The sequence below is a fragment of the Streptomyces flavusporus genome, from assembly GCF_046267975.1.
Classification (GTDB): Bacteria; Actinomycetota; Actinomycetes; order Streptomycetales; family Streptomycetaceae; genus Streptomyces; species Streptomyces flavusporus.
Genome location: NZ_CP176503.1, coordinates 9,531,357 through 9,554,384, shown reverse-complemented (window position 1 = coordinate 9,554,384; position 23,028 = coordinate 9,531,357). Strand labels below are relative to the sequence as shown.

Here is a 23,028-nt window from a genome sequence, read left to right as displayed (position 1 = left end):
ATGAAAGCCGAATCCTTCCAGGCCCGCAGTGACGGGTACGGCCCCGAGCAGCCCCGGCCGACCGGCCTGCTGGATGTGCTGAGCGTGGCCGCGGTGGTCCTCGACGCCGACGGGCGCATCGTGTTCTGGACCCCGCAGGCCGAGGAACTCTTCGGCTACACGTCGGAAGAGGCTCTCGGCAAGTACGCGGCGCGACTGTTCGTCCACCCCGAGCATCTCCAGTCCGTGATGAAGTTGTTCGAAGAGGTGCTGAAGACGGGTCGGAGCTGGGCCGGCTCCTTCCCCATCCGGCACAAGGACGGCAGCACCCGCCTGACGGAGTTCCGCAACATGCGGCTGCTGGACGATGTCGGAGATGTCTACGCGCTGGGCATCGCGGCCGACCACAGCCTGCTCCAACGCGTCGAGACCGATCTGTCCCTGTGCGAGCGGCTGATCAACCAGTCTCCGATCGGTCTGGCCCTCATGGACCCGGACCTGCGGTATCTCCTGGTCAATCCGGCGCTGGAACGCATCGACGGCATCCCCGCCGAGGACCACGTCGGCCGTCACCTGAGGGAGACACTCCCCCTGCCCGACATCGACACCATCGAGTCCGCACTGCGTCAGGTGCTCACCACCGGCACCCCGCTGCTCGACCAGTACCACGTGGGCCGCCCCCGGAGCGATCCCGACCACGAGCACGCCTGGTCCCTGTCGTTCTACCGGCTGGAGGACCCCGGCGGGCGGGTGCTGGGCGCGGCGGCCTCGGTCGTCGATGTCACCGAACGGCACCGCGTGGCCGCCGAGGCCGACCGGGCCCGGCGACGCCTGGCCCTCATCGCCGACGCCTCCACGCGCGTCGGCACCACGCTGGAGGTGGAGGAGACCGCCCGCGAACTGGCCGACATCGCCAGCACCGCGCTCGCCGACGTGGTTGCCGTGGAGATCCTCGACTCCGCCCTGGCCTGCCGCCGCAGGGCCAGGCCGGACAACGGCCCGGAGCTCTTCCGTGCCCTCGCCCTGAAATCGGCTCATCCCACCGTGGCGCTGGGCGCCGCCGACCCTCCCGGTGACCTCATCGCCTACGACGGTGACCGCCTGGTCACCTTGTGCGTCCACACCGGCCGGCCGGTCCTGGTGCGCCACGTCGGCGAACAGGATCTACCGCGCATCGCCCGCGACGCCGAGGCCACCACGCTCCTGGCCCGCGCCGGCGTCCATTCCTACCTCGCCGCGCCGTTGATCGCCCATGGCGAGGTGCTCGGCGCCCTCGACCTCAAGCGCACCCGCAATCCGCTGCCGTTCGACGAGGACGACGTCGTCCTGGCCTGTGAGCTGGCCAGCCGCGCCGCCGTCGCCATCGACAACGCCCGCTGGTTCCAGAGCGTGCGCAACACCGCCCTCACCCTCCAGCGCAGCCTGCTGCCCGACCACCCGCCGCACCACACCGGTCTGGAACTCGCCTCCCGCTACCAGCCCGCCCAGGCCACCAGCGAAGTGGGCGGCGACTGGTACGACGTCATCCCCCTGGAGGACGACAAGACCGCCCTGGTCGTCGGCGACGTCATGGGCAACGGCATCGACGCCGCCGCCACCATGGGCCGGCTGCGCACCGCCACCTGCGCCTACGCGGACCTCGACCTCGAACCCGGCGCCGTACTCCAGCACCTGGACAAAATCACCTGCGAGCTGGAGCACTACATCGTCACCTGCCTCTACGCCGTGTACGACCCCCACACGAGGCAGTGCCGCATCGCCAACGCGGGACACATGCCGCCCGCGCTGTCCCGCCCCGGCCAGGCCCCCTCGCTGCTGAAGTTGCCGTCCGGAGCCCCGCTCGGCGTCGGCGGCGTCCCGTTCGAGACCACCACGGCCGACCTCGGCCCCGGCGACCTGCTGGTCCTCTACACCGACGGCCTCGTCGAGACCCGGCACCACGCGATCGACGACCGACTGAACGTCCTCCTCGACTTCCTCGACGAACCCGACCGGCCCCTCGAGGAGATCTGCGACCTCCTGCTGTACGGCCTGCGCCACCCCGACGACCACGACGACGTCGCCCTTCTCGTCGCGCGGGCTCTTTAGGTACGGGGCAGAGTCTGGGTCACACGCCACAGGCGGCGGGGCAGATCGCCTTCCTCGAAGGAGTGGACCTCGTCGAGCGTCCAGCCGTGCGCGAGGGCGTCGACCAGTTCGCGGGGGAAGAAGTGCACGGCGAAACCGCCGTGCTCGTAGATGTCATCACCGTGCGCGATGCCGGCACTGTAATGCGCGTCGCCGGTGTGCCGCACGGTGTAGACGAAGACGCCGCCCGGCCGCAGGACGCGCCGGATCTCATCGACCAGAGCGTGGATCTCCTTGGTGGACAGAGCCATGCACAGCAGCATGTGCGCGAAGACCGCGTCCACGGAGGCGTCCGGCAGCGGCAGTGGATCGCGTACGTCGTGCTCCGCGGTGGTGATGCGCTCGGCCACCTGCTGGGCACGGGCGGCGTCCCGCAGCTGCTGCAGGCCGGTGGCGCTGAAGTCGGTGGCCCGGACGGTGAAGCCTTCGCGGACGAAGTACAGGGCGTCGCGGCCGTGCCCGGCACCGAGTTCCAGCACGTTCTGCGCCCCAGCCGCACGGAAGACCGAGGCGGCGTGGACGGCCGGTGCGGAGGGCTGCCCGCCGTACATCCCCGGGTGCGCGGCATAGGTGTCCTGCCAGTGCCGGCGCTGACCCTCGGCGAGGTCCTGCTCCTCCTCCATCATGGCATTCCCCTTCGCCTCACTGCGGCCGGCACCGCCCGACAGCCGCCTCACACGATCTCCACGAGGAGGTCGCCGCCCTCCACCTGCTGGATCCGGTTGATGGCCAGCCTGGCCACCCTGCCGGACTTCGTCGCGGTGATCGCGGCCTCCATCTTCATCGCCTCGATGGTCGCCACCGTGGCACCGGCCGCCACCTCGTCGCCCTCGGCGACCGCGAGCGTCACCACTCCGGCGAACGGCGCGGCCACATGGCCGGGGTTGGCACGGTCGGCCTTCTCGGTCGCCGGGATGTCGGCGGCCACCGCGGCATCGCGTACCTGGATCGGTCGCAACTGGCCGTTCAGGTTGGACATCACGGTGCGCATGCCGCGTTCGTCCGCTTCGCCCACGGCCTCCAGCTCTATCAGGAGGCGCACGCCGGGTTCGAGGTCGACGGCGTACTCCTTGCCGGGCCGCAGCCCGTAGAAGAAGTGCTTGCTGTCGAGCACGCTGGTGTCGCCGTACGTCTGACGGTGTGTCTCGTACTCGCGCGTCGGCCCGGGGAACAGCAGCCGGTTGAGTGTCGCCCGCCGGTCCTTCGCCAGCCCCGTACGGTCGTCCGCGGACAGGTCCTGCGCGGGCCTGGGGTCGGGGCGGCCCTCCAGCGCTCTGGTGCGGAACGGCTCCGGCCATCCGCCGGGCGGGTTGCCCAACTCGCCGCGCAGGAAGCCGATGACGGAGTCGGGGATGTCGAACCTGTTCGGTGCCGCCTCGAAGTCCTCCGGCGACACCCCGGCGCCCACCAGATGGAGCGCGAGGTCCCCGACCACCTTCGACGAGGGGGTGACCTTCACCAGCCGGCCCAGCATCCGGTCGGCGGCGGCGTACATCGCCTCGATCTCCTCGAAGCGGTCGCCGAGGCCCAGCGCGATCGCCTGGGTGCGCAGGTTGGAGAGCTGGCCACCGGGGATCTCGTGGTGGTAGACGCGCCCGGTCGGCGAGGCCAGGCCCGCCTCGAACGGTGCGTAGATCTTGCGGACGCTCTCCCAGTACGGTTCCAGGTCGCCGACGGCCTGCAGGTCCAGTCCGGTGGGCCGCTCGGAGTGGTCGGTCGCGGCCACCAGCGCCGACAGCGACGGCTGCGAGGTGGTGCCCGCCATGGACGCCACCGCGCCGTCCACCGCGTCCGCGCCCGCCTGGATCGCCGCGAGGTAGGTGGCGAGCTGGCCGCCCGCGGTGTCGTGGGTGTGGAGGTGAACCGGCAGGTCGAACTCCCGGCGCAGGGCCGACACGAGGGTCGCGGCGGCGGGGGCGCGCAGCAGGCCCGCCATGTCCTTGACGGCCAGGACGTGGGCGCCGGCGGCCACGATCTGCTCGGCCAGGCGGAGGTAGTAGTCCAGCGTGTACAGCCGCTCGGACGGGTCGGACAGGTCGGAGGTGTAGCACAGGGCGACCTCTGCGACGGCCGTTCCGGTCTCCCGGACCGCGTCGATGGCGGGCCGCATCTGCTCGACGTCGTTGAGGGCGTCGAAGATGCGGAAGATGTCGACGCCGGTGGTCGCGGCCTCCTGCACGAAGGCGTCGGTCACCTCGGTCGGGTACGGCGTGTAGCCGACGGTGTTGCGGCCGCGCAGCAGCATCTGCAGGCAGATGTTCGGCACGGCCTCGCGCAGTGCGGCCAGCCGCTCCCACGGGTCCTCGGCGAGGAAGCGCAACGCGACGTCGTAGGTGGCGCCGCCCCAGCACTCCAGGGACAGCAGCTGCGGCAGGGTGCGGGCCACCACCGGGGCCACGGCGAGCATGTCCTTGGTACGGACCCGGGTGGCCAGCAGCGACTGGTGGGCGTCGCGGAAGGTGGTGTCGGTGACGCCGATCGTCGGCGAGGTGCGCAGCCACCCGGCGAAACCTTCCGGACCGAGCTCGACGAGCCGCTGCCGCGTCCCTGCCGGAGGTTCGATCCCGGGCAGGGGCGGCAACTTGGTGGCCGGGTCGATCACCTCGGGCCGCTCGCCGTGGGGCTTGTTCACCGTGACGTCGGCGAGGTAGGTGAGCAGCTTCGTGCCGCGGTCGGCGGAGTGGCGTGCGGTGAGCAGGTGCGGCCGCTGCTCGATGAACGAGGTGGTGACCTGTCCGGCCCGGAAGTCCGGGTCGTCCAGCACGGCCTGCAGGAACGGGATGTTCGTGGCCACACCGCGGATGCGGAACTCGGCCACGGCACGCCGGGCACGCCCGATCGCCGCGTTGAAGTCCCGGGCCCGGCAGGTGAGTTTGACCAGCATGGAGTCGAAGTGCGCGCTGATCTCCGTACCGGCGTGGGTGGTGCCGCCGTCCAGCCGGATGCCCGCGCCGCCGGGCGAGCGGTAGGCGCTGATCCGGCCGGTGTCGGGGCGGAAGCCGTTGGCCGGGTCCTCGGTGGTGATACGGCACTGCAGTGCGGCACCCCGCAGGGTGACGGTCTCCTGCGCGAGGCCGAGGTCGGCCAGCGTCTCACCGGCGGCGATCCGCAGCTGTGCCTGCACGAGGTCGACGTCGGTGACCTCCTCGGTCACCGTGTGCTCGACCTGAATGCGCGGGTTCATCTCGATGAAGACGTGGTTCCCGTCGGGGTCGAGCAGGAACTCCACGGTGCCGGCGTTGCGGTAGCCGATCTGCCGGGCGAACGTCACGGCGTCGGCGCAGATCCGCTCGCGCAGCGCGGGGTCGAGGTTCGGCGCGGGCGCCAGCTCGATCACCTTCTGGTGGCGGCGCTGCACCGAGCAGTCGCGCTCGAACAGGTGGATGACGTTGCCGTCCCCGTCGGCGAGGATCTGTACCTCGATGTGGCGCGGATCGACGACGGCCTTCTCCAGGAAGACGGTCGGGTCGCCGAACGCGGACGCCGCCTCACGCGCCGCCGCCTCGATGGACTCGCGCAGCAGGGCGGGGTCCTCGACGCGCCGCATGCCGCGCCCGCCTCCCCCGGCGACCGCCTTGACGAACACCGGGAAGCCGATGCCCTCGGCGGCCCGGACCAGTTCGTCCACGTCGGTGGAGGGCGCCGAGGAGCCCAGCACCGGTACGCCGGCCTCGCGTGCGGCGGCCACCGCGCGTGCCTTGTTCCCGGTCAGTTCGAGGGTCGCCGCGGTCGGGCCGACGAAGGTGATGCCGGCCTCCTCGCAGGCCCGCGCCAGGTCCGGGTTCTCCGACAGGAACCCGTAGCCCGGGTACACGGCGTCCGCTCCCGCCTGGCGTGCCGCACGCACGATCTCCTCGACGGAGAGATAGGCCCGCACCGGATGCCCCGGCTCACCGATCTCGTACGCCTCGTCGGCCTTCAGCCGATGCAGCGAGTTGCGGTCCTCGTGCGGGAAGACGGCGACGGTTCTCGCACCCAGCTCATAGCCGGCACGGAACGCACGAATCGCGATCTCACCGCGATTCGCGACCAGCACCTTGCGGAACATGCGTGATCCCTTCAGCCTGCCGGTGACGCGCTCTATGGTGTCGGCGACGCCTCCGCCGCGCCATGTGAGCCGGGCCACTCCGCGTGCGGCGACGCCTTCGCTGCCGGCGTGCCGCTGCGCTCTCGGTCCGGCGTAGCGTGCGACGCGTCGGTCACCGGTGCTGTGAGGTGAGCCGTTCGACCTGGCCGGCGGCTGCTTCGGCTCGGCGTCCGGCCTGCCGGGACAGCGCGCTGATCAGAAAACGCTGCCGGCGGCTCAGCTCGCGCAGCTGCGCACCGTCCAGCTCCTGGTGTGCCCGGCGCAGCCCCTCCCCGAGCCGGAGCAGCGGCTCCACCTCGCCGGGCTGCTCACGGACCAGGAGATTGCTCGCCCACGCCGACAGGCTGGGGCGGCGCAGCCCGGCGATCTTCTCCGCCAGGGCGCGGTCGCCGGCCTTCCGGACTGCCGCCGCGCGGGCGTCGCGGGCGGCGACGAAGTCCTCCGGCCGCAGCCCGTACAGCTCGTCGGCGACAGCGTCCAGGTCCACCGGCTTCCTTCCACCCACACCGTGGTGACTGCTGTCGATTTTCCCACGATTCAGCGCTTGTGCGGCCTCCGCACGCTCCGGGCGTACCGGTCGCGCTACGGCTTGCGTGCCACGCCGCCGAAGTCGTCCACCTCGGCGGGCAGGTCGGCGCCCGTCGCACCGCGCCAGCGGGACACCGAGACCACGCCGGGCTCCAGCAGTTCGAGGCCCTCGAAGAACCGGGCGAGCTCCTGCGGGCTGCGGTTGATCCGGGGGTTGTCGCTCGCCTCGTTCCACTGCTCGATCATCTCCCGCATCTGCCGGGGATTGATCACCTCGGTGTCGTCGCACAGCACGAGGTGGCTCCCGGACGGCAGGGCGTCCATCAGACGGCCGACGAGACCGTAGACGGAGTCGTCCGTGACGTGGGCGGTGATCCCCAGCAGCATCAGGGCCACCGGCTGGGTGAAGTCGATTGTTCTGGCGGCGTGTTCCAGGATGACGTCGGGATTGCGCAGATCGGCGTCGATGTAGTGCGTGGCGCCTTCGCGCGTGCTGGTGAGCAGGCCTCCGCGTGGGCCAGCACGATCGGGTCGTGGTCCACGTAGACGATCCGCGTCTCGGGGGCGAGCCGCTGGGCGACCTCATGCGTGTTGTCGGCGGTCGGCAGGCCGGTGCCGACGTCCAGGAACTGTCGGATGCCGGCCTCACCGACGAGGTACTGGACGGCGCGCACCAGGAACGCCCGTTGCGCGCGGGCGATGTCGATGATGGCCGGGTTGGCCGCGCATATCTGGTCGCCGACCTGTCGGTCTGTCTCGTAGTAGTCCTTGCCGCCGAGCCAGTAGTTCCAGATGCGCGCCGAGTGGGGCACGCTGCTGTTGCTGGGCGAGGCGTCAAGTGGCATGGATACTCCCCGAGTTGAAGCTGCCATCCACCCCAACCTACCCACGGGAGGCGTCGGGCCGGAGGGGTACGGGTCGGGCGCGGACGACGAGGACGTCCAGGTGGAGCTCGTCCCTGCTGAGGTCCAGGCCCGCCCACATCGCCGCGGAGGCGAGCAGGTTGAACGGATGGTGCGGGGCGCACCGCACGTCGGACTCGGGGGCAGCGGAGGCCTGGAGGCGCTCGGCCAGGGCGCGGGCCGCCGCCTCCGCGTCGGCCGCGTGCGGTCCGGCGGCACTGGGCACGGGTTTGCCGGCGCCCGACACCAGCGCCTCGGCGAGGAGCAGCCGCGGCTCGTGCGCGGCCGCCCACCGGTCGGGCTGGGTGGTCACCGCCGTGCCGGGAGCGAGGAGTGCCAGCCTCGCCAGCATCCACGCGGCCTGGGCCAGGCCGGTGGCGAGGACCCCCGCGCCGGCCCCTGCCGACCAGGGCCGATTCCCCTCACCGCCGCGGGCCCGGCCCAGCGCCTGCCATGCGTCGGCCCGGTCGGCGTCCGGAACCGGTACGGACATGGGTGCCTCCAGTGCCAGCGCCGCAGGCCGGCCGGACACGAGGGCGGCGGTCAGGGCACGGACCGCTGCTTCCGGGTCGGTTCCCTGTCCGACAAGCGCCGGCAACGGTGCGTCGACGGCGGCCCAGGCGAACCTGCCCAGCGACACCGAACCGACATCGACTCCGACCACCCGGGCGTCCATGGATCACAGTCCAGCACAGGCATGTGCCCGAACAAGAGCGGAAGCGGGCATTGGTAGCGTCGGCATGTGCCGTGCCGGCCGGTGCGGTGTGCCGTTCGACCGAGGGAGATTCCATGTCCCCGACGATCCGCAGGGCCGTGATCCCCGCCGCCGGGCTCGGCTCCCGTCTCCTGCCCCTGACCAAGGCGACACCGAAGGAGATGCTTCCGGTCGGCGACAAGCCGGTCATCGAGCACACCGTGCGCGAACTGGTGGACTCCGGCATCACCGACATCACCATCGTCGTCTCCGGCGGCAAGAGCCTCATTCAGGACCACTTCCGTCCCAACCCCGCCCTCGTCACCCAGTTGCGCAAGGACGGCAAGACGGCGTACGCGGACGCAGTGGAGGAGGTCGCGGAGCTGGCCCGCAAGGGGCACATCACCTACCTCGACCAGTACGGCCCGTACGGCAACGGCACGCCGGTGCTGAACGCCGCCCGCTCCTTCGGCGACGAGCCCGTGCTGGTGCTGTGGCCCGACGACGTGTTCGTGGCCGAGGTCCCCCGCGCCCAGCAGCTGATCCGCGCCTACGAGCAGACCGGCTGCCCGGTACTGGCCCTGCTGCCGATGGACCCCGCCCACTCCCAGCGCTACGGCGTGCCCATCGTCAAGGAGGACCTCGGCGACGGCCAGCTGCGCATCACCGGCCTGGTCGAGAAGCCGAAACCGCAGGATGCGCCGTCCCCGTACGCGGCCATCGGCGGCTACGTGATCACCCCGGGCATCGTCGACGAGCTGCGCGAGCAGACCCGCCGCTGGTACGAGCACCGGACCGGCGAGATCTATCTCACCGACGCCATCAACGCCTACGCCTCCACCCGCGCGGTGTACGGGCAGGTCATCCAGGGCCGTTGGTACGACACGGGCAACCCGGCCGACTATCTCGTCGCCCAGATGGCCTTCGCCCTCGCCCACCCCGAGTACGGCCCCCTGCTGCGCGGTCTGGTCGACGAACTCGACGCCGCCCGCCCGGGCACCGCCGACGACACCGGCAACTGACCTGCCGGTCGTTTCAGTCGCCGGGAGGGAGGACAGATGGGCGGGTTCGATCCGCACGTGCACGTGGAGTTGAAGGTGGTGCAGGGCGATGCGGCTGTCCGCAACCTGATGGCGTCCACGTTCGGGCTGGCCGGTGATCTGCCGAGCCATGTCACTACGGGGTGCGGGCTGCGGGTGCCGTATGCGATGACCTCTCCGCGTCCGGATCGCGTCACCTGTCTGGCCTGCCGTGAGCACGCACGGCTCGAGCACCTGCGCTTCGCGGAGAACGCCGAGCGTTTGGGCCGCATGCCCGGATCGGCCATCAGCCCTGCCCAGGCGAAAACGGCCGCGGACAGGCATCGCGACCTCGCGGAGAGGTTTTCCGACACGGAGGGCTGAGCGGTCGGCGGCGACCCCGCGCGTTCATCGGGCGTAGTCGGACAGAGCCGGTTCGAGGAGGGTGAACGCCTCCATGGCCTCCGGCAAGAGGACGGAGGCGATCTCGGAGTTGGTGTGCCCGGCGAGGGTGAGTTCCTGGATACGGCCGAACAGGACGCGGTGGACGCCGCCGAGCAGGGACGCGGCCGTGCGTGGGGTGATGTCGCCGGGGTCCGCGCCGGTGGCTTCGGCGAGGGCGGCGGCCAGGGCGTCCTCACGCCGATCGTGCAGGCCGCGCAGGCAGGTGGTGAGGGTGGGGCTCTCCGCGATCATGCGGGTGAACTCCGGGCCCGCGAAGCCGGCGACCGGGTCGTGTGCCATGACCGCTGACAGGAACGAGCTGCGCAGTGCCGCGAGGGCGGATTCGCCGGGTTCGCGGGCGGCCACGGTACGTGCCAGACCGGCCACGAACTCGTCCTGGTGGTCGAAGGCCAGGTCTTCCTTGTGGGGAAAGTAGTTCGTCACGGTCTTCTTGGCGACGCGGGCGGCGTCGGCGATCTCGGCGATGGTGGTCCGCTCGAAGCCCTGCGCGATGAAGAGCTCGGTCGCCCGGTCGGAGATCAGCTGCCGCGTCTCGCGCTTCTTGGCCTCGCGCAGGCCGATGGCCGCCGCGGAGGCGGCGGTCGTGGTGCTCGACTCGATACCCATGGCGGAATCTTACCCCTGTTGTATTTTTACGTTGACACCCTGCGCGCCCCACGCGTAAGTTTACGTCCGTTGTAAGTTTTCCGTCGTACTCGCCTCCGAAAGGGGCCGCCTTGACCGACACTGCCTTCGACGGTGAAGCCGAGTTCGACCGTCAGGTCCGCACCCTCATCGAGCTCGGGTATCCGGCGCTGTCCGGACTCGACCCGGACCAGTTCGGCGCGCTGGTCGCCCCGCTGCGCGCCCGCGCCGCGACGGCTCCCGCCGGCCCCTACGAACCGGAGAGCGGCCGCGTGCCCTTCGTGCTCGTCGTCACCCGGAACGTGGCGCCGGTCGAGGAGACGATGCCGCGCACGACGCTGCACCGCGGGCGCACGCCCGGCTTCGTCGACCGCTCCTTCGAGCCCGGCTCCCTGGAGCGGTTCGTCGCCACCGAGGAGGCCGGACCACCCCACCCGGACGCCTATCTGCTGTTCGACATCGAACGCGGCGAGGAGTTCTGCGGCGCCGTACCCAACGACGCGATGAAGGTCATCGCCGAGCGGGGTCGCACACTGCTCACCATCGAGGAGGGCATCGCTCTCGTCACCCACTTCCCGCAGGTACTGGTCAAGAACAAGTGCTTCTCCCTCGGTGGTTCACGATGCGGCGACCGCAGGGTCCCGGCGATCTGGATCAGCCAGAAGGCGCCGAAACTCGGCTGGTGCTGGGAGGGAAACCCGCACACCTGGCTGGGCATGGCCTCGGCCGGTTCCCGGGTCGCCGGCGACATCTGACCACCACCGGCAGGCTTGCGTCCCGGCACCGGCTCTTGATGGTGTGGGCCTTGTGAGTGAAGCAGCGAACACCGACCGGGACGCCCGCAGGGTGCTGATGGTGCGCAACGCGGAACGCAGTGGTCCCGGCCGACTGCGGGCGTGGCTGCACGCGGAGGGGCTGACCGTCGACGAGGTGTCCGGCCCGGCAGTGCCGGCCACTTCGGCGGGCTTCGACGCTGTGGTGCTGCTCGGCGGCGGTTTCCTGCCCGACGCCGACATGCACGCTCCCTGGTTGCCCGCCGAGCGGGCTCTCGCACGTCAATGCGCCGGCAATGGCGTGCCCTTGCTCGGCATCTGTCTCGGCGCCCAGGTGCTGGCCGTGGCGACGGGCGGCGAGGTGACGGGCGAGTACGGTCGGCCCGAGCGGGGATCGTGCACGATCGTGCTGCGCTCCGAGGCCGAGCACGATCCGCTCCTGGCCGGGATGCCTCCGAGGTTCCCGGCAATCCAGAACCACCGCGACCAGGTGACCGCACTGCCACCCGGGGCTGTTCATCTGGCCGAGAACGAGCAGTGCCCGGTGCAGGCGTTCCGGGTCGGTGAGCGCGCCTGGGGTGTGCAGTTCCATCCCGAGGTCGGTGCGGGCCGCCTCGCGGGGTGGGACGAGGCGGCCCTCGCCGACGCCGGGCTCGACCTGGAGATGCTGCGCGCCCGCGCGGCGACAGCGGAGGCGGACTCGGCTCGGGCCGCCCGGCGCCTGACGGCCAACTTCGCCGCCGTTGTCCGTGCGCGTACCTGAGCGGTACACGGATCCCGACTGCCGCGTCAGCCGCCCAGTGCCGCCAGGACCACGGACTTGGCCTCCTCCTGCACCTGACGCAGGTGGTCGGGTCCGAGGAACGACTCCGCGTAGATCTTGTAGACGTCCTCGGTTCCCGAAGGACGCGCCGCGAACCATGCGTTGGCGGTGGTCACCTTGATGCCGCCGATGGGCGCACCGTTGCCGGGAGCGTCGGTGAGCACCGCGGTGACCGCCTCGCCGGCCAGGGTGTCCGCGCTGACCTGAGCGGGCGACAGCTTGGCGAGCAGGGCCTTCTCCTCGCGGGAGGCAGGGGCGTCGATGCGCGCGTACGCGGGTACACCGAAGCGCGCGGTCATCCCCGCGTAGTGCTCGGACGGGGTCCTGTCGGTGACCGCGGTGATCTCGGATGCGAGCAGCGCGAGGATGATGCCGTCCTTGTCGGTGGTCCACACGGAGCCGTCCCGGCGCAGGAAGGACGCACCGGCCGACTCCTCACCGCCGAACCCGAGCGAGCCGTCGACCAGCCCGTCCACGAACCACTTGAACCCCACGGGAACCTCGACCAGTTGACGGCCCAGATCGGCGGCGACCCGGTCGATCATCGCGGACGACACCAGGGTCTTGCCGATGCCCGCACCGGCCGGCCACTGGTCACGGTGGGCGTAGAGGTAGGCGATGGCGGCGGCGAGGTAGTGGTTGGGGTTCATCAGGCCCGCGTCCGGGGTGACGATGCCGTGCCGGTCGGCGTCGGCGTCGTTGCCCGTGGCGATCCGGAAGCGGTCGCGCCGGTCGATGAGCGAGGCCATGGCGTAGGGCGACGAGCAGTCCATGCGGATCTTGCCGTCCCAGTCCAGCGTCATGAAGCGCCAGGTGGGGTCGGTGAGCGGGTTGACCACGGTCAGGTCGAGCCGGTGCTGTTCGGCGATGCGCCCCCAGTAGGCGACGGACGCCCCACCGAGCGGGTCGGCGCCGATGCGCACGCCGGCCGCGCGGACGGCGTCCAGGTCCAGCACGCTCGGGAGGTCGGTGACGTAGGTCCCCAGGAAGTCGTACCGGCCGGTGCCGGGTGCGGCGAGCGCCCGGGCGTACGGAAGGCGCCGTACGTCCTTGAGGCCGCCCGCGATGATCTGGTTGGCCCGGTCCTGGATCCAGGAGGTCGCGTCCGAGGCTGCCGGGCCGCCGCTCGGCGGGTTGTACTTGAAGCCGCCGTCGGCGGGCGGGTTGTGCGAGGGGGTGACCACCACCCCGTCCGCGAGGCCCGAGGTGCGGCCACGATTGTGGGTGAGAATGGCGTGCGACACGGCGGGAGTGGGCGTGTAGCCGTCCGCGCTGTCGATGAGCACCGTCACGTCGTTGGCGGCGAACACCTCCAGGGCGGTGACCCTCGCGGGCTCCGACAGGGCATGGGTGTCGGCGCCCAGGAAGAGGGGGCCGTCGGTGCCCTGGCCGGCGCGGTACTCGCAGATGGCCTGGCTGGTCGCGGCGATGTGGTCCTCGTTGAACGCACTCGCCAGTGACGAACCGCGGTGTCCGGACGTGCCGAAGGCGACGCGCTGGCCCGGCTCGCCCGGGTCGGGGTGCAGCGCGTAGTACGCGGTGACCAGCCGGGCGACATCGACGAGGTCCTCGGGATCGGCCGGCCTGCCCGCTCGCTCGTGCTGCATATGCCCGCTCCTCACATTGCTCGGTCCTTGGCTTGCCTCCTCATCTTTCCTTGTCACGGGGCGCGGACGCGAGTGCGTCACGTGCCATTCAAGGCGGTTGGCCGTCGCGGGTGTCCTCACACGCTCTGCTGCTCGCGGATACCCCACGGAGATCCGTACGCCGTCAGGAGGTCGAGGAACGGCCGGGGTGCGAAGGCCTCCGGGCCGAGCACGCCCGCGCCCGACCACCTGCCGTTCGCGATCAGTTCCAGCGCGACCACGGGGTTGACGGCCGTCTGCCACACGACCGCCTGACAGCCGTACTCCTGCATCGACCAGGCGTTGTCCACCACGTGGTACAGGTAGATCTCGCGCGGTCGTCCCTCGCGGGTGCCCCTGACCCAGGTGCCGGCACACGTCTTGCCGTGCATCCGGTCGCCGAGCCCGGCCGGGTCGGGCAGGCAGGCCGCCACCACGTCGCGCGGGGACACCTCGACCCGAGTGCCGTCCTTCGCGGTGACCGTCACGGGGTCGGTACGGTCGAGACCGATCTGGTGCAGGACGCGGAGCGCCGTGATGAACTCCGCGCCCAGCCCGTACTTGAACGTGACCCGGTCGGCCTTCACCCAGCGCGGGATCAGCAGGACCTCCTCGTGCTCGACGTTCACGCACTCCACCGGACCGATGCCTTCGGGGAAGTCGAAGACCTCGGGCTCACTGAAGGGTGCGGTCGTGAACCAGCCACGGTCCGCTTCATAGACGACCGGCGGGTTCAGGCACTCCTCGATCGTCGTCCAGATGCTGAACGACGGGGCGAAGTCGTGCCCGTCGACCGTCAGGTTCGCGCCGTCACGGACACCGATCTCCTCGATCGTGTCGAAGAGTTCGTCGGCCGCGTACCGGGCGAAGACGTCCGACAGGCCCGGCTCTACGCCCATGCCCACAAGGGCCAGCCGCCCGGTGCGACGCCACTGGTCGTCCACGGCGAACTGCTCGTCGCCGAGCTTCGTCCCGGTCTGTTCGTACGGCAGGTCCGGATGCGGCCGGGACAGGGACATCGCCATGTCCAGGTAGTGCGCGTGGGCCGTGTGCGCGGCGCGGAACAGCGGCATCACGAACCGGGGGTCGGTCGCGTTCAGCAGGACGTCGCACCGCTCGGCCGCCAGAAGCCGGGCCACCGCGCCCTCGTCGGAGGCGTCGACGCAGGTGGCGGCGAAGCGCTGGTCACCGTCGGCGGCCGCGGTGGCCACGGCTGCCTCGGCACGCGCGAGGTCGTAGTCGGCGACGACCATCCGCTCGAAGAAGTCCCGGCGGGCCGCGATCCGGGTGATGGCCGTGCCCACTCCGCCCGCACCGACCAAGAGGATGCGCATAGCAGGTCCTTTCATCGTGAAAGAGGGTGAACGACGCGTTCGCCCTGTCGCCGCCGATCGAACGCCACGGGCGTTGTCTTGGTCAATGGCGTTGGCATAAGGTCCCCGCAACGGCCCGACCACGCCCCAACCGTGCCCCAACCGTGGAGGAATGCGCGATGCCCAAACGGGTCGTGACGGAGAGCGAACGACGGCGCAGACGGCCCACCAAGCAGGGCGCCGTGCTCTCCGAGCGCCACATCGTGCTCACCGCGCTGCGTATGCTGCGCGAGCACGGCAGCCAGGGACTCACGGTGCGCCGCCTCGGGCTGGCCCTCGGCGCCGACCCCAGCACCCTGTACCGATACTTCCGCGGCATGGACGACCTTGTCCTGGCTGTCGGCGACGAACTCATCGGACGCGCTTTCGACGGCTGGACGGCGACCGGGGACTGGCAGACCGACCTGCGCACGCTGGGACTGCGCATCCACCGCTCGTACCTTGCCCATCCCCAGGCGGCGGTGCTCACCGCCAGCCGGGTCTCGGGACGCGCCCACGAGATCGCGGCCGACGAGACCGTGCTCGATGTGCTGCACCGTGCCGGTTTCCCGGTCGCCGAAGCGGTACGGATCTACCACTGCTTCATCGACCAGGCCCTGGCCTTCGCGGCGCTCGACGCGGCGGCGCTCGCGCTGCCGGCAGCGGCCCGGGAGGCCGACGAGGCGGTGTGGCAGGCCACCTATGCCAGGCTGCCCGAGTCCACCCACCCTCGGATCGCCGCAGCCGCCGGCCATCTCGTCGCCGAGATGAACGTCAGTGCCTACCCTGCGGCGCTCGACATGCTGATCGACAGCGCGGCAGCCCGTCTCGGCGGTGGCGAGCCGTCACCCGGACGGGCGGCTTAGGCTGGCCCTCATGACCAAGGTCGAGGTGGTGCAGCTGCTGGTGTCGCCCGCGCACCGTTTCGCGGGGCGTCCCGCGGACGGGCCGTCGGCCGGGTCCGCAGACGAGCTGCGGCATCGAGCGGAGGTGCGCGCCGACCTCGGTCTGGTCGGCGACCGCTACTTCGGGCAGCGGGTCCATCGCGACGCGGCGGTGACCATCATGGCCGTCGAGCACCTCCCTTTCGACATCAACCCGTCCATCGGCCTTCTGCAGACACGCCGGAACATCCTGCTGCGAGGCGTCGACGTCGACTCCCTCATCGGCTCGACGATCACTCTCGACTGCGGTGCGGGCCCCGTGACGTTCACCCTGAACCGTCCGGCCCGGCCCTGCGCGTGGATGGACGTCACCATCGGCCCGGGCGCGCAGCGCGCCCTGCGCGGCAAGGGCGGTGTGCGGTCCACACCGCTGACCGACGGAGTTCTTGCCGTCGGGGAGGCGACGTTCCGTGTCGTCGCCGAGCCGCACGCCGGTCAGTAGCGGGTCGGCGAGGGTTTCAACGGCGCCGGGGCGCACGCCCCTCCCCCGACCGTCGGCCGCCCGCTGAGCGGGCGGCCGACGGTCGGGGGCGTCACAGGGAGCGGCGCGCGGTGCGACGCAGCAGGACGAATCCGGCGATCAGAAGGACGGCGCCGGCCGCCGCGGGCCACAGGCGCGCACCGGTGTCGGCGAGTCCGCCCTGGACGGCCTGCGGCTCGGTCTGTCCGGAGGCTGAGGGGTCGCTGCCGGATTCCTCCTCCTGCGGCACTTCGGCGGCGGCAGCGTCCGAGTCGTCCTGCGCCCCGGTGTCGGACGGTCGTGAGGTGGCCGAGGGCGAGGCGTAGACGTTGGGTGCGCCACTGGCGGGGGCGGTTTCCGTGGGAGCGGAGGGCGCCGGGTCTGCGCCGCCCGCGCCGTTCGAGGGCTCGGCAGACGGCTCGTTGCCCTTGTCGCCGGGCTGGTCCGCGCCGTCGTCGGGCTGTTCGGCGCCGTCGTCGCCGGGCTTGTCCGCACCGTCGTCGCCCGGCTGCTCCTCGCCATTGCCCTCATCGGGCTGTTCCCCGGGGTTACCGTCCTGGGGTTCCTCCGGAGTCGCCGTGGGCTGCTCCCCCGCTCCCTCGTCGGGGTCGGCCCCGGAGCCCGGCTCCGCATCGCCCGAATCGCACTGCCGGCCGCCGTTGATGCAGTCGACCATCTCGCCCATCAGGTCTTCGTCGAAGACGTTGATGAAGTCACCGTGGTCCGTGACCGGCTTGTGCAGTTGCTCCGGGAAGGAGTCCACGGCGAACAGCGGGGTCGTCCGGCCTCCGTCGTTCAGGCTCGGCGCGTCGACGTCGTACACGATGCGCTGCACCAGCTGCGGTATCGCCCGGAATCCGGCGGGGCACTGACCGGCGGCGTCGGCGAAGGCCACGTGGGTGCGGTGGTTGGCGCTGTCGATGTTCCGGCCGTCCCAGCAGCTCTGGAACTTGAAGGTGCGCACCACGTCACTGCCGGACGGGCACAGCGGGTACTTGTCCTTGAGCTGCCGGTCCTCGAAACCGGTGCAGCTCCAGGAGGCGTTGGCGTTGGTGGTTCCGTTGACGAACGCCTTGGCGTCGCCGGTGATGATGCGCAGCAGTCGCGGCATGGCCGTGACCTCGCCGACCGGGCTGCCCACGAACGTCAGCGTGACCTGTGCGGGCGTGACGATCTCACCGGCGTTGCCCTCGATTCCACCGCCGGGGGCCTCGGCGTCCTGCTCCACGGTGCCGTTCTGAAGGCGCAGCACCGGCCAGTAGTACGACGACTTGTCGCCGGGGTTCTCGCAGCTCGTCTCGGCGTTCGCGAGGTCCTGGTCGCTGGCGAAGGCGTCGTTGGCCTGGTTACCGACGTAGTCGTGGAAGTGGTGGGCTCCGTTGGTGACGCCGGGGGCGACGATCACGTTGTCGGAGTTGAACAGGCCCTGTTCGTTGACGCCGCAGCTGGTGGTGAAGCTGCCGCGGGACGCCTTCGCCTGCTGGGGCGGTTTCTGGACGTTCGGCTGCACGGTGGTGATGTCCGCGTAGTCCGCGGCGACGGGCCCGTTACCGGCCTGACCGCCGTTTCCGGTCTGGCCTTCGCCTGGCTGGTTCTCGTCGTCCTGGGAGCCGCCGTTCTCGCCCTGACCGGCGTCGGCGCCGTCACCGCCCTCGTCGCCCGCGGGTCGCAGCGTGCAGGCCGCGAGGTCTTCCAGACCCTGCGGACGCTCGCCCGTCCGGTCGATGGCGGCGGCGATGCGCTCGATCGTCCCGGTCCGCTGCTCCTGCAGCGGCGTCATGATCGCGTCCGCGTCGAAGTCGCCGTCCTGCGCGGCGCCCGCCGACTGCTGGAGCTGCTGGTAGGCCTCCGTCACCTGCTGGTCCAGCAGGGCGAGTCCCTTGTCCACGTCCGCTCGCGCGTCGTCCGGAACCTCGGTCAGCTTCTCGCCCACGTCCGGGCAGTCGATGGTGGTGGCCGTCCCGGCCCCGGCTTCGTTCGCGAGCGTGCTGTTCGCACCCCCCGAACCGCCGTCGGTGGCGGAGGCGTAGACATTCGCCACCACCAGTCCCCCACCGCCCAACATCAGAGCGACAGCTGCGAATGTCGCCCGTCTTGCACCTTTGGGGCGTCTGCGCGTCTTGCGTCCCACGGAGTACTCCTACGACTGATGGCCGACCTGGTCATGGAAGCCTTCCGGTCACATACGCAGCCGAGCGCCGACATGTTCAACCGCGTCGTGGATTCACGTGTGCGCGGCTCCAACAGGCCGTGAAACGACGTCGTCCCTGGCGAACCTCCCGCGGTGTTCGCCAGGGACGCAGCAAGCGCCGAGATCAGTGCAGCGGAGCCGGGTAGGTGGGGTACTCCACTCCGGACACGTGCTGGACGACGCGGATGACCTGGCAGGAGTAGCCGAACTCGTTGTCGTACCAGAGGTAGAGGATCGCGTTGTCGCCCTCCACCTTCAGCGCGCCGGCGTCGACGATCGAGGCGTGGCGTGAGCCGATGAAGTCGCTGGAGACCGCGTCGGGGGCGCTGATGAAGTCGATCTGGCGCTTGAGCGGCGAGGTCAGTGACACATCGCGGAGGTGGTCGAGGACCTCCTGGCGGGTTGTCTCGCGGGCGAGTTGCAGGTTGAGGATCGCGATCGAGACATCGGGCACCGGGACACGGATCGAGCTGCCGGTGATCTTCGCCTTGAGGTCGGGCAGCGCCTTGGCGACGGCGGAGGCGGCGCCGGTTTCGGTGATGACCATGTTCAGCGGCGCCGAACGGCCGCGCCGGTCGGACTTGTGGTAATTGTCCAGCAGGTTCTGGTCGTTGGTGAAGGAGTGGACGGTCTCCACGTGGCCGCGCAGGACGCCGTATTCGTCCGCCATCGCCTTCAGCGGCGGCACGATCGCGTTGGTGGTGCAGGACGCGCAGGACAGGATCTGCTCGTCCGGCTTGATGGTGTCGTGGTTGACGCCGTGGACGATGTTCGGGACGTCGCCCTTGCCCGGCGCGGTCAGGACGACCTTCTCGATGCCGGGGCGAAGGTGCTTCGACAGGCCTTCGCGGTCGCGCCACTTGCCGGTGTTGTCGATGAGGATGGCGTCCTTGATGCCGTACGCCGTGTAGTCCACCGTCGTCGGGTCGTCGGAGTAGACGACCTGGATCTCGTTGCCGTTGGCGATGATCCTGCTGTTCGCCTCGTCGACGGTGATCGTGCCCTGGAACTGGCCGTGGATGGAGTCACGGCGCAGCAGGGAGGCGCGCTTGACGAGATCCTGGCTTCCGCTGTTGCGGACGACGATGGCCCGCAGCCGCAGTCCGTTCCCGGAGCCGGCCTTCTCGATGAGCAGGCGCGCGAGGAGCCGTCCGATGCGGCCGAAGCCGTAGAGGACGACGTCGCGCGGCTCCCGGCGCTCGATCTTGTTGGCGCCCGTGGCGCCGGCCACGGCCTCGGCGGTGAACTCCTGCACCGACAGACCGCGGTCGTCGGTCCGGTACGTCGCGGCGAGCATGCCGATGTCGATCTGGGAAGGGCCGAGATCGAGGGCGGTCAACGCCTGCAGGAAAGGCATCGTCTCGGTGACCGAGAGCTCCTCACCGGCGATCTGCCGGGCGAAACGATGGGTCTTCAGGATGCTGACGACCGATTTGTTCACCAAGGAGCGGCTGTGCAGCAGGACGGTGACGTCCTGCTCCCGGTGCAGCTTCCCGATGACCGGGATCATCGACTCCGCGATCTCCTCGCGGTGCTTCCAGTTGGTGAACGAGTCTTCGTTGACAGTCACAAGTACATCTTTCGAGCTAGGCGGCGCTCATATGATAGACGTTCGCTCTTCCGGGTCATACAGCCGGTGCCGTCGCAGCGCGCTCCGTGGTCGCGCTTGCGGGGCCCCGCGGCACGGGGCCCCGCATTTGGGCCGTCAACTCAGAGCCAGGTGAGGCCAGTTGCGGATGTCGCGCTGCATCTGGCGGTCGTGCGTGGCCACGACGACCGCCGCGTCGGTGGCGTGGAGGGCGTCGGTGAGTTCGTCGACCAGGGCGATGGACAGGTGGTCGGTGGGCTCGTCGAGCAGCAGGACGTGCGGGCGGGCGGCCAGCGCCAGGGCGAGGTCGAGGCGTCGCTGCTGGCCCATGGACAGCTCGGTCACGGCCTTGCCGGCGTCTCGCGAGGTGAGCAGGCCCAGTGCCGTGAGCCCTACGACTTCGCCCTCCTCCAGGACGCCGGCGGTGACCAGGTGCGCGGTGTGCGCGTCGTAGAGGTCTCGGGCCCGGCGGTGTGTGGCGTGCGGTGACTCCTGGCCGAGGAGGTGCAGTCGGATGTTCCGCGGCCGGTGGACCCGGCCCGTTGTGGGGGCGAGCCGTCCGGCCAGGACGGACAGGAGCGTGGACCTGCCCGCGCCGTTGGGTCCGGTGACGGCCAGCCTGTCGCCGGATGTCACGGACAGATCGGCCGATCGGTGCAGCCGCCCGGCGACGGTGGCCGCTTCGGCGCGCAGCAGTACGACACCGGGCCGGGCGGGCAGGTCGGGCAGCCAGAAGCGCAAGGGTGGGCGGGGGCGGTGACCTTGTGCTGTTCCAGGTCTTCCTGACGGCGGTGCACGGACCGGACGAGCGCTCCGGCGCGGGTGGCGCGCTGGTGCTTGCCGGTGCCCTTGTCGGGCCGCCAGCCGGTGGCCAGACGGTTCTGCGCCTCCGACAGGGCCTGCTTGAGGCGGATCTGTTCGGTCTGCTGCTGCTCGTACTCCGCCACCCACCGCATCCGTTCGGCCTCGCGGCCTTCCCGGTAGCCGGTGAAGCCTCCGCCGTAGACACGCGGACGGCCGTCGCGGGTGGGATCGAGGTCGAGGACGGTGGTGGCCACGTCCGACAGGAGCGCGCGGTCGGGGCTGACCACGACGACGCCGCCGGGGTGGGCGCGCAGCCTGGCGGTGAGGTACTCCAGCCCCGCCAGGTCGAGGTGGTTGGTCGGCTCGTCCAACAGCAGGAAGTCGTACTCGGCGCCCAGTAGGCAGGCCAGGCGGATCCGGTAGCGCTGGCCGACCGACAGCGTCGCGAGGGGGCGGGCACGGTCGCTGACCGCGCCGAGCCCGCCCAGGGCGACGTCGACTCGGCGGTCGGCGTCCCACGCGTCCAGTGTCTGTGCCGCTTCCAGCACGTCGGCGTAGTGCTGTTCGGCGCCGGGCCGCTCCTCGGCGAGCGCGGCCGCGGCGGCGTCGAGTTGCCGCAGGGCGGCGCGGGCGTCGGCGAGGTGCGCGTCGATGATGTCGCCGAGGGTGCGCCCGTCGTCGGCCGGCATCTCCTGCCCGGCCAGGGCGAGGGTGCCCACGCGGTGCACGGTCCCCTCGTCCGGGGGGCAGTGTGCCGGCCAGTACATGCAGCAGGGTCGACTTGCCGCGGCCGTTCTCGCCGACGACGCCCCAGTGTGATCGCGGGGAGACGTTCATGTCGACGTGGTGCAGGACGGTGCGGCCGCCGCGGGCGACGTCGCGGCTCCCGCCGCCTCAACCGTGGTGTGAGGAGCGGGGCCAAGGCCCGATCAGAGGAAGAGAAGCTGAGTCACGCAAATGCCTTAGCAGTCGGTGGCGCGTGCGGCGTCGGCGCACCGGCCGGATGGCCGTCTCTCAGGACGCTCCCGGCTGTCCGCGCCGGCCGTCGTCCATGGCCGGCCAACCGGGCGGAAACTCCCCTGCGGTGAGATGTTCCAGGACCTCCACCAGCTCCTGGCACGCTCGTTCCACCGACCGCCTGGTGTTGCGCTGCTCGGTGATCACGGCAGACAGGAGCAGGGCGGTCAGGGCCATCGCCCCGTTGAAGGCCTGAAGCTTGGTCATCACTTCCACCTGGGTCAGCCCTTCGAACGGTCCTATCCGGTCCGTCGCCGCGACGGTGGCCATGACCGAGGCGAACAGGGCGCACAGCATGCTGCCCGCGAGCTGGAAGCGCAGTGCCGTCCAGATCAGCAGCGGGTACACGAGGAACAGCAGGCTGATGGAGCTGTGGGTGGCCGCCGGCACGACAGCGCAGGCGATGACGGCCAGGCACAGGGCCTCCTTCCATCGGGTCACCCGCAGTGGCCGACGCAGTCCGTGCAGCAGGAGCAGGACCGGGGTGACGATCAGGACGCCCATCGCGTCGCCGACCCACCAGGCCATCCAGACCGGCCAGAATTCGGGCGCGTCCAGGCGCCCCGTGAGCACAAGGAGTCCGGCCCCCACAGTCGCGCTGATCACCATGGCGGTCAGGGCGCCCAGGAACACGAGCGCGAGACCGTCTCGTAATCGGCCGATATCCGTGCGGAAGCCCACCTTGCGCAGCAGGAGAGACCCGCAGACGGGGGCGGCGGTGTTGCCCACGAGGATGCCGATCGCAGCGGGCCGGAGCGTGGTGAGGGACGTCATGATGAGGAGGGCGCCGAGGGCGATGCCGGGCCAGCAGCGCATCCCGAGGACCAGCAGGCAGGCCACCGCCACGCCCGTCGGCGGCCAGATGGGTGTGACCACCGCGCCCTCGACGACGAGCGGCCGCATCAGGCCCAGCCACCCCGCCGCGTAGTAGCCGGCGGCGACTGCCGACGTCTGCAGGGCGACGACGACTGACCGGCGTAGATCCTCGGTACCCACCACAGCAGCCATCAGACACCGGCGCCGCCA

Annotated in this window: 19 protein-coding genes and 2 pseudogenes; 7 read left to right on the top strand and 14 right to left on the bottom strand. The window is 70.8% G+C overall.

Annotation, left to right across the window (positions count from 1 at the left end; translation table 11 throughout):
• Complete coding sequence (locus ACKTSN_RS45045) at window positions 1–2,067, top strand: SpoIIE family protein phosphatase (RefSeq protein ID WP_409474348.1); 2,067 nt, start codon at window positions 1–3, stop codon at window positions 2,065–2,067.
• Here the strand turns inward: ACKTSN_RS45045 and ACKTSN_RS45040 are convergent.
• The 5 genes and pseudogenes from ACKTSN_RS45040 to ACKTSN_RS45020 form a co-directional block, all read right to left on the bottom strand.
• Window positions 2,064–2,732: a class I SAM-dependent methyltransferase gene (locus ACKTSN_RS45040; RefSeq protein ID WP_409474347.1), complete on the bottom strand. Its 669-nt coding sequence runs from the start codon at window positions 2,730–2,732 to the stop codon at window positions 2,064–2,066. The two genes, ACKTSN_RS45045 and ACKTSN_RS45040, sit on opposite strands and share 4 nt — an antisense overlap.
• Window positions 2,733–2,779: 47 nt before the next feature.
• A complete protein-coding gene (locus ACKTSN_RS45035) occupies window positions 2,780–6,154 on the bottom strand; it encodes a pyruvate carboxylase (RefSeq protein ID WP_409474346.1) in 3,375 nt (1,124 codons plus the stop codon).
• A gap of 151 nt (window positions 6,155–6,305) precedes the next feature.
• Entirely contained in the window at window positions 6,306–6,680 is a 375-nt protein-coding gene (locus tag ACKTSN_RS45030; protein ID WP_409474345.1) for a hypothetical protein, read from the bottom strand.
• A 95-nt stretch (window positions 6,681–6,775) separates the two neighbouring features.
• Window positions 6,776–7,566: pseudogene (locus ACKTSN_RS45025) on the bottom strand (SAM-dependent methyltransferase).
• Window positions 7,567–7,603: 37 nt separating this feature from the next.
• The gene (locus tag ACKTSN_RS45020; protein WP_409474344.1) at window positions 7,604–8,299 is read right to left on the bottom strand and encodes a hypothetical protein; all 696 of its coding nucleotides are present in this window, start codon (window positions 8,297–8,299) and stop codon (window positions 7,604–7,606) included.
• A gap of 113 nt (window positions 8,300–8,412) precedes the next feature.
• Here ACKTSN_RS45020 and ACKTSN_RS45015 point away from each other — a divergent pair, with 113 nt between their 5' ends.
• Window positions 8,413–9,339 (top strand): UTP--glucose-1-phosphate uridylyltransferase, encoded by a 927-nt coding sequence (locus ACKTSN_RS45015; RefSeq protein ID WP_409474343.1) that lies wholly within the window; start codon window positions 8,413–8,415, stop codon window positions 9,337–9,339.
• Window positions 9,340–9,375: 36 nt separating this feature from the next.
• Window positions 9,376–9,720 carry a hypothetical protein gene (locus ACKTSN_RS45010; RefSeq protein ID WP_409474342.1) on the top strand — a complete coding sequence of 115 codons (345 nt, stop codon included), beginning with the start codon at window positions 9,376–9,378 and terminating at the stop codon, window positions 9,718–9,720.
• Window positions 9,721–9,744: 24 nt separating this feature from the next.
• Here ACKTSN_RS45010 and ACKTSN_RS45005 read toward each other — a convergent pair whose 3' ends face one another.
• The gene (locus tag ACKTSN_RS45005) at window positions 9,745–10,407 is read right to left on the bottom strand and encodes a TetR/AcrR family transcriptional regulator (RefSeq protein WP_409474341.1); all 663 of its coding nucleotides are present in this window, start codon (window positions 10,405–10,407) and stop codon (window positions 9,745–9,747) included.
• A 110-nt stretch (window positions 10,408–10,517) separates the two neighbouring features.
• On the opposite strand from ACKTSN_RS45005, the gene ACKTSN_RS45000 reads away from it, so the two are divergent.
• Together ACKTSN_RS45000 and ACKTSN_RS44995 are read left to right on the top strand one after the other, a co-directional pair.
• Window positions 10,518–11,180, top strand: coding sequence for a DUF5701 family protein (locus ACKTSN_RS45000; protein WP_409474340.1), 663 nt, complete (start codon window positions 10,518–10,520; stop codon window positions 11,178–11,180).
• Window positions 11,181–11,232: 52 nt separating this feature from the next.
• Window positions 11,233–11,961 carry a type 1 glutamine amidotransferase gene (locus ACKTSN_RS44995; RefSeq protein ID WP_409474339.1) on the top strand — a complete coding sequence of 243 codons (729 nt, stop codon included), beginning with the start codon at window positions 11,233–11,235 and terminating at the stop codon, window positions 11,959–11,961.
• A 26-nt stretch (window positions 11,962–11,987) separates the two neighbouring features.
• Here the strand turns inward: ACKTSN_RS44995 and pgm are convergent, their stop codons facing one another.
• Window positions 11,988–13,628 (bottom strand): phosphoglucomutase (alpha-D-glucose-1,6-bisphosphate-dependent), encoded by a 1,641-nt coding sequence (gene pgm, locus ACKTSN_RS44990; RefSeq protein ID WP_409474338.1) that lies wholly within the window; start codon window positions 13,626–13,628, stop codon window positions 11,988–11,990.
• Window positions 13,629–13,744: 116 nt separating this feature from the next.
• Window positions 13,745–14,980: a saccharopine dehydrogenase family protein gene (locus ACKTSN_RS44985; RefSeq protein ID WP_409474337.1), complete on the bottom strand. Its 1,236-nt coding sequence runs from the start codon at window positions 14,978–14,980 to the stop codon at window positions 13,745–13,747.
• 158 nt (window positions 14,981–15,138) lie between these two features.
• On the opposite strand from ACKTSN_RS44985, the gene ACKTSN_RS44980 reads away from it, so the two are divergent.
• Both ACKTSN_RS44980 and ACKTSN_RS44975 read left to right on the top strand, forming a co-directional pair.
• On the top strand, window positions 15,139–15,864 hold the full coding sequence (locus tag ACKTSN_RS44980; RefSeq protein WP_409474336.1) for a TetR/AcrR family transcriptional regulator: 726 nt from the start codon (window positions 15,139–15,141) through the stop codon (window positions 15,862–15,864).
• Between the two features lie 10 nt (window positions 15,865–15,874).
• On the top strand, window positions 15,875–16,384 hold the full coding sequence (locus ACKTSN_RS44975) for a molybdenum cofactor biosysynthesis protein (RefSeq protein WP_409474335.1): 510 nt from the start codon (window positions 15,875–15,877) through the stop codon (window positions 16,382–16,384).
• Window positions 16,385–16,475: 91 nt separating this feature from the next.
• On the opposite strand, the gene ACKTSN_RS44970 is transcribed toward ACKTSN_RS44975, so the two are convergent.
• The 6 genes and pseudogenes from ACKTSN_RS44970 to ACKTSN_RS44945 all read right to left on the bottom strand — a co-directional run bounded on the left by ACKTSN_RS44970 (window position 16,476) and on the right by ACKTSN_RS44945 (window position 23,001).
• Window positions 16,476–18,446, bottom strand: a complete 1,971-nt coding sequence (locus tag ACKTSN_RS44970; protein ID WP_409474334.1) for a DUF1996 domain-containing protein — start codon at window positions 18,444–18,446, stop codon at window positions 16,476–16,478.
• A 271-nt stretch (window positions 18,447–18,717) separates the two neighbouring features.
• Window positions 18,718–20,163: a glyceraldehyde-3-phosphate dehydrogenase gene (locus ACKTSN_RS44965; RefSeq protein WP_409474333.1), complete on the bottom strand. Its 1,446-nt coding sequence runs from the start codon at window positions 20,161–20,163 to the stop codon at window positions 18,718–18,720.
• A 135-nt stretch (window positions 20,164–20,298) separates the two neighbouring features.
• Window positions 20,299–20,817 carry an ATP-binding cassette domain-containing protein gene (locus ACKTSN_RS44960; RefSeq protein ID WP_409474332.1) on the bottom strand — a complete coding sequence of 173 codons (519 nt, stop codon included), beginning with the start codon at window positions 20,815–20,817 and terminating at the stop codon, window positions 20,299–20,301.
• Window positions 20,814–21,704, bottom strand: coding sequence for an ATP-binding cassette domain-containing protein (locus tag ACKTSN_RS44955; RefSeq protein ID WP_409474331.1), 891 nt, complete (start codon window positions 21,702–21,704; stop codon window positions 20,814–20,816). Before ACKTSN_RS44955 ends, ACKTSN_RS44960 begins: the two co-directional genes overlap by 4 nt.
• A 22-nt stretch (window positions 21,705–21,726) precedes the next feature.
• Window positions 21,727–21,837 (bottom strand): annotated as a pseudogene (locus ACKTSN_RS44950) (ATP-binding cassette domain-containing protein); the annotation flags it as partial.
• A gap of 162 nt (window positions 21,838–21,999) precedes the next feature.
• Window positions 22,000–23,001: an MASE1 domain-containing protein gene (locus tag ACKTSN_RS44945; protein ID WP_409474330.1), complete on the bottom strand. Its 1,002-nt coding sequence runs from the start codon at window positions 22,999–23,001 to the stop codon at window positions 22,000–22,002.
• Window positions 23,002–23,028 lie beyond the last annotated feature (27 nt).

Coding starts and splice junctions, on each gene's coding strand:
- ACKTSN_RS45045 (WP_409474348.1), top strand. CDS start 1: ATGAAAGCCGAATCCTTCCAGGCCCGCAGTGACGGGTACGGCCCCGAG.
- ACKTSN_RS45040 (WP_409474347.1), bottom strand. CDS start 2,732: ATGATGGAGGAGGAGCAGGACCTCGCCGAGGGTCAGCGCCGGCACTGG.
- ACKTSN_RS45035 (WP_409474346.1), bottom strand. CDS start 6,154: ATGTTCCGCAAGGTGCTGGTCGCGAATCGCGGTGAGATCGCGATTCGT.
- ACKTSN_RS45020 (WP_409474344.1), bottom strand. CDS start 8,299: ATGGACGCCCGGGTGGTCGGAGTCGATGTCGGTTCGGTGTCGCTGGGC.
- ACKTSN_RS45015 (WP_409474343.1), top strand. CDS start 8,413: ATGTCCCCGACGATCCGCAGGGCCGTGATCCCCGCCGCCGGGCTCGGC.
- ACKTSN_RS45010 (WP_409474342.1), top strand. CDS start 9,376: ATGGGCGGGTTCGATCCGCACGTGCACGTGGAGTTGAAGGTGGTGCAG.
- ACKTSN_RS45005 (WP_409474341.1), bottom strand. CDS start 10,407: ATGGGTATCGAGTCGAGCACCACGACCGCCGCCTCCGCGGCGGCCATC.
- pgm (WP_409474338.1), bottom strand. CDS start 13,628: ATGCAGCACGAGCGAGCGGGCAGGCCGGCCGATCCCGAGGACCTCGTC.
- ACKTSN_RS44985 (WP_409474337.1), bottom strand. CDS start 14,980: ATGCGCATCCTCTTGGTCGGTGCGGGCGGAGTGGGCACGGCCATCACC.
- ACKTSN_RS44980 (WP_409474336.1), top strand. CDS start 15,139: ATGCCCAAACGGGTCGTGACGGAGAGCGAACGACGGCGCAGACGGCCC.
- ACKTSN_RS44975 (WP_409474335.1), top strand. CDS start 15,875: ATGACCAAGGTCGAGGTGGTGCAGCTGCTGGTGTCGCCCGCGCACCGT.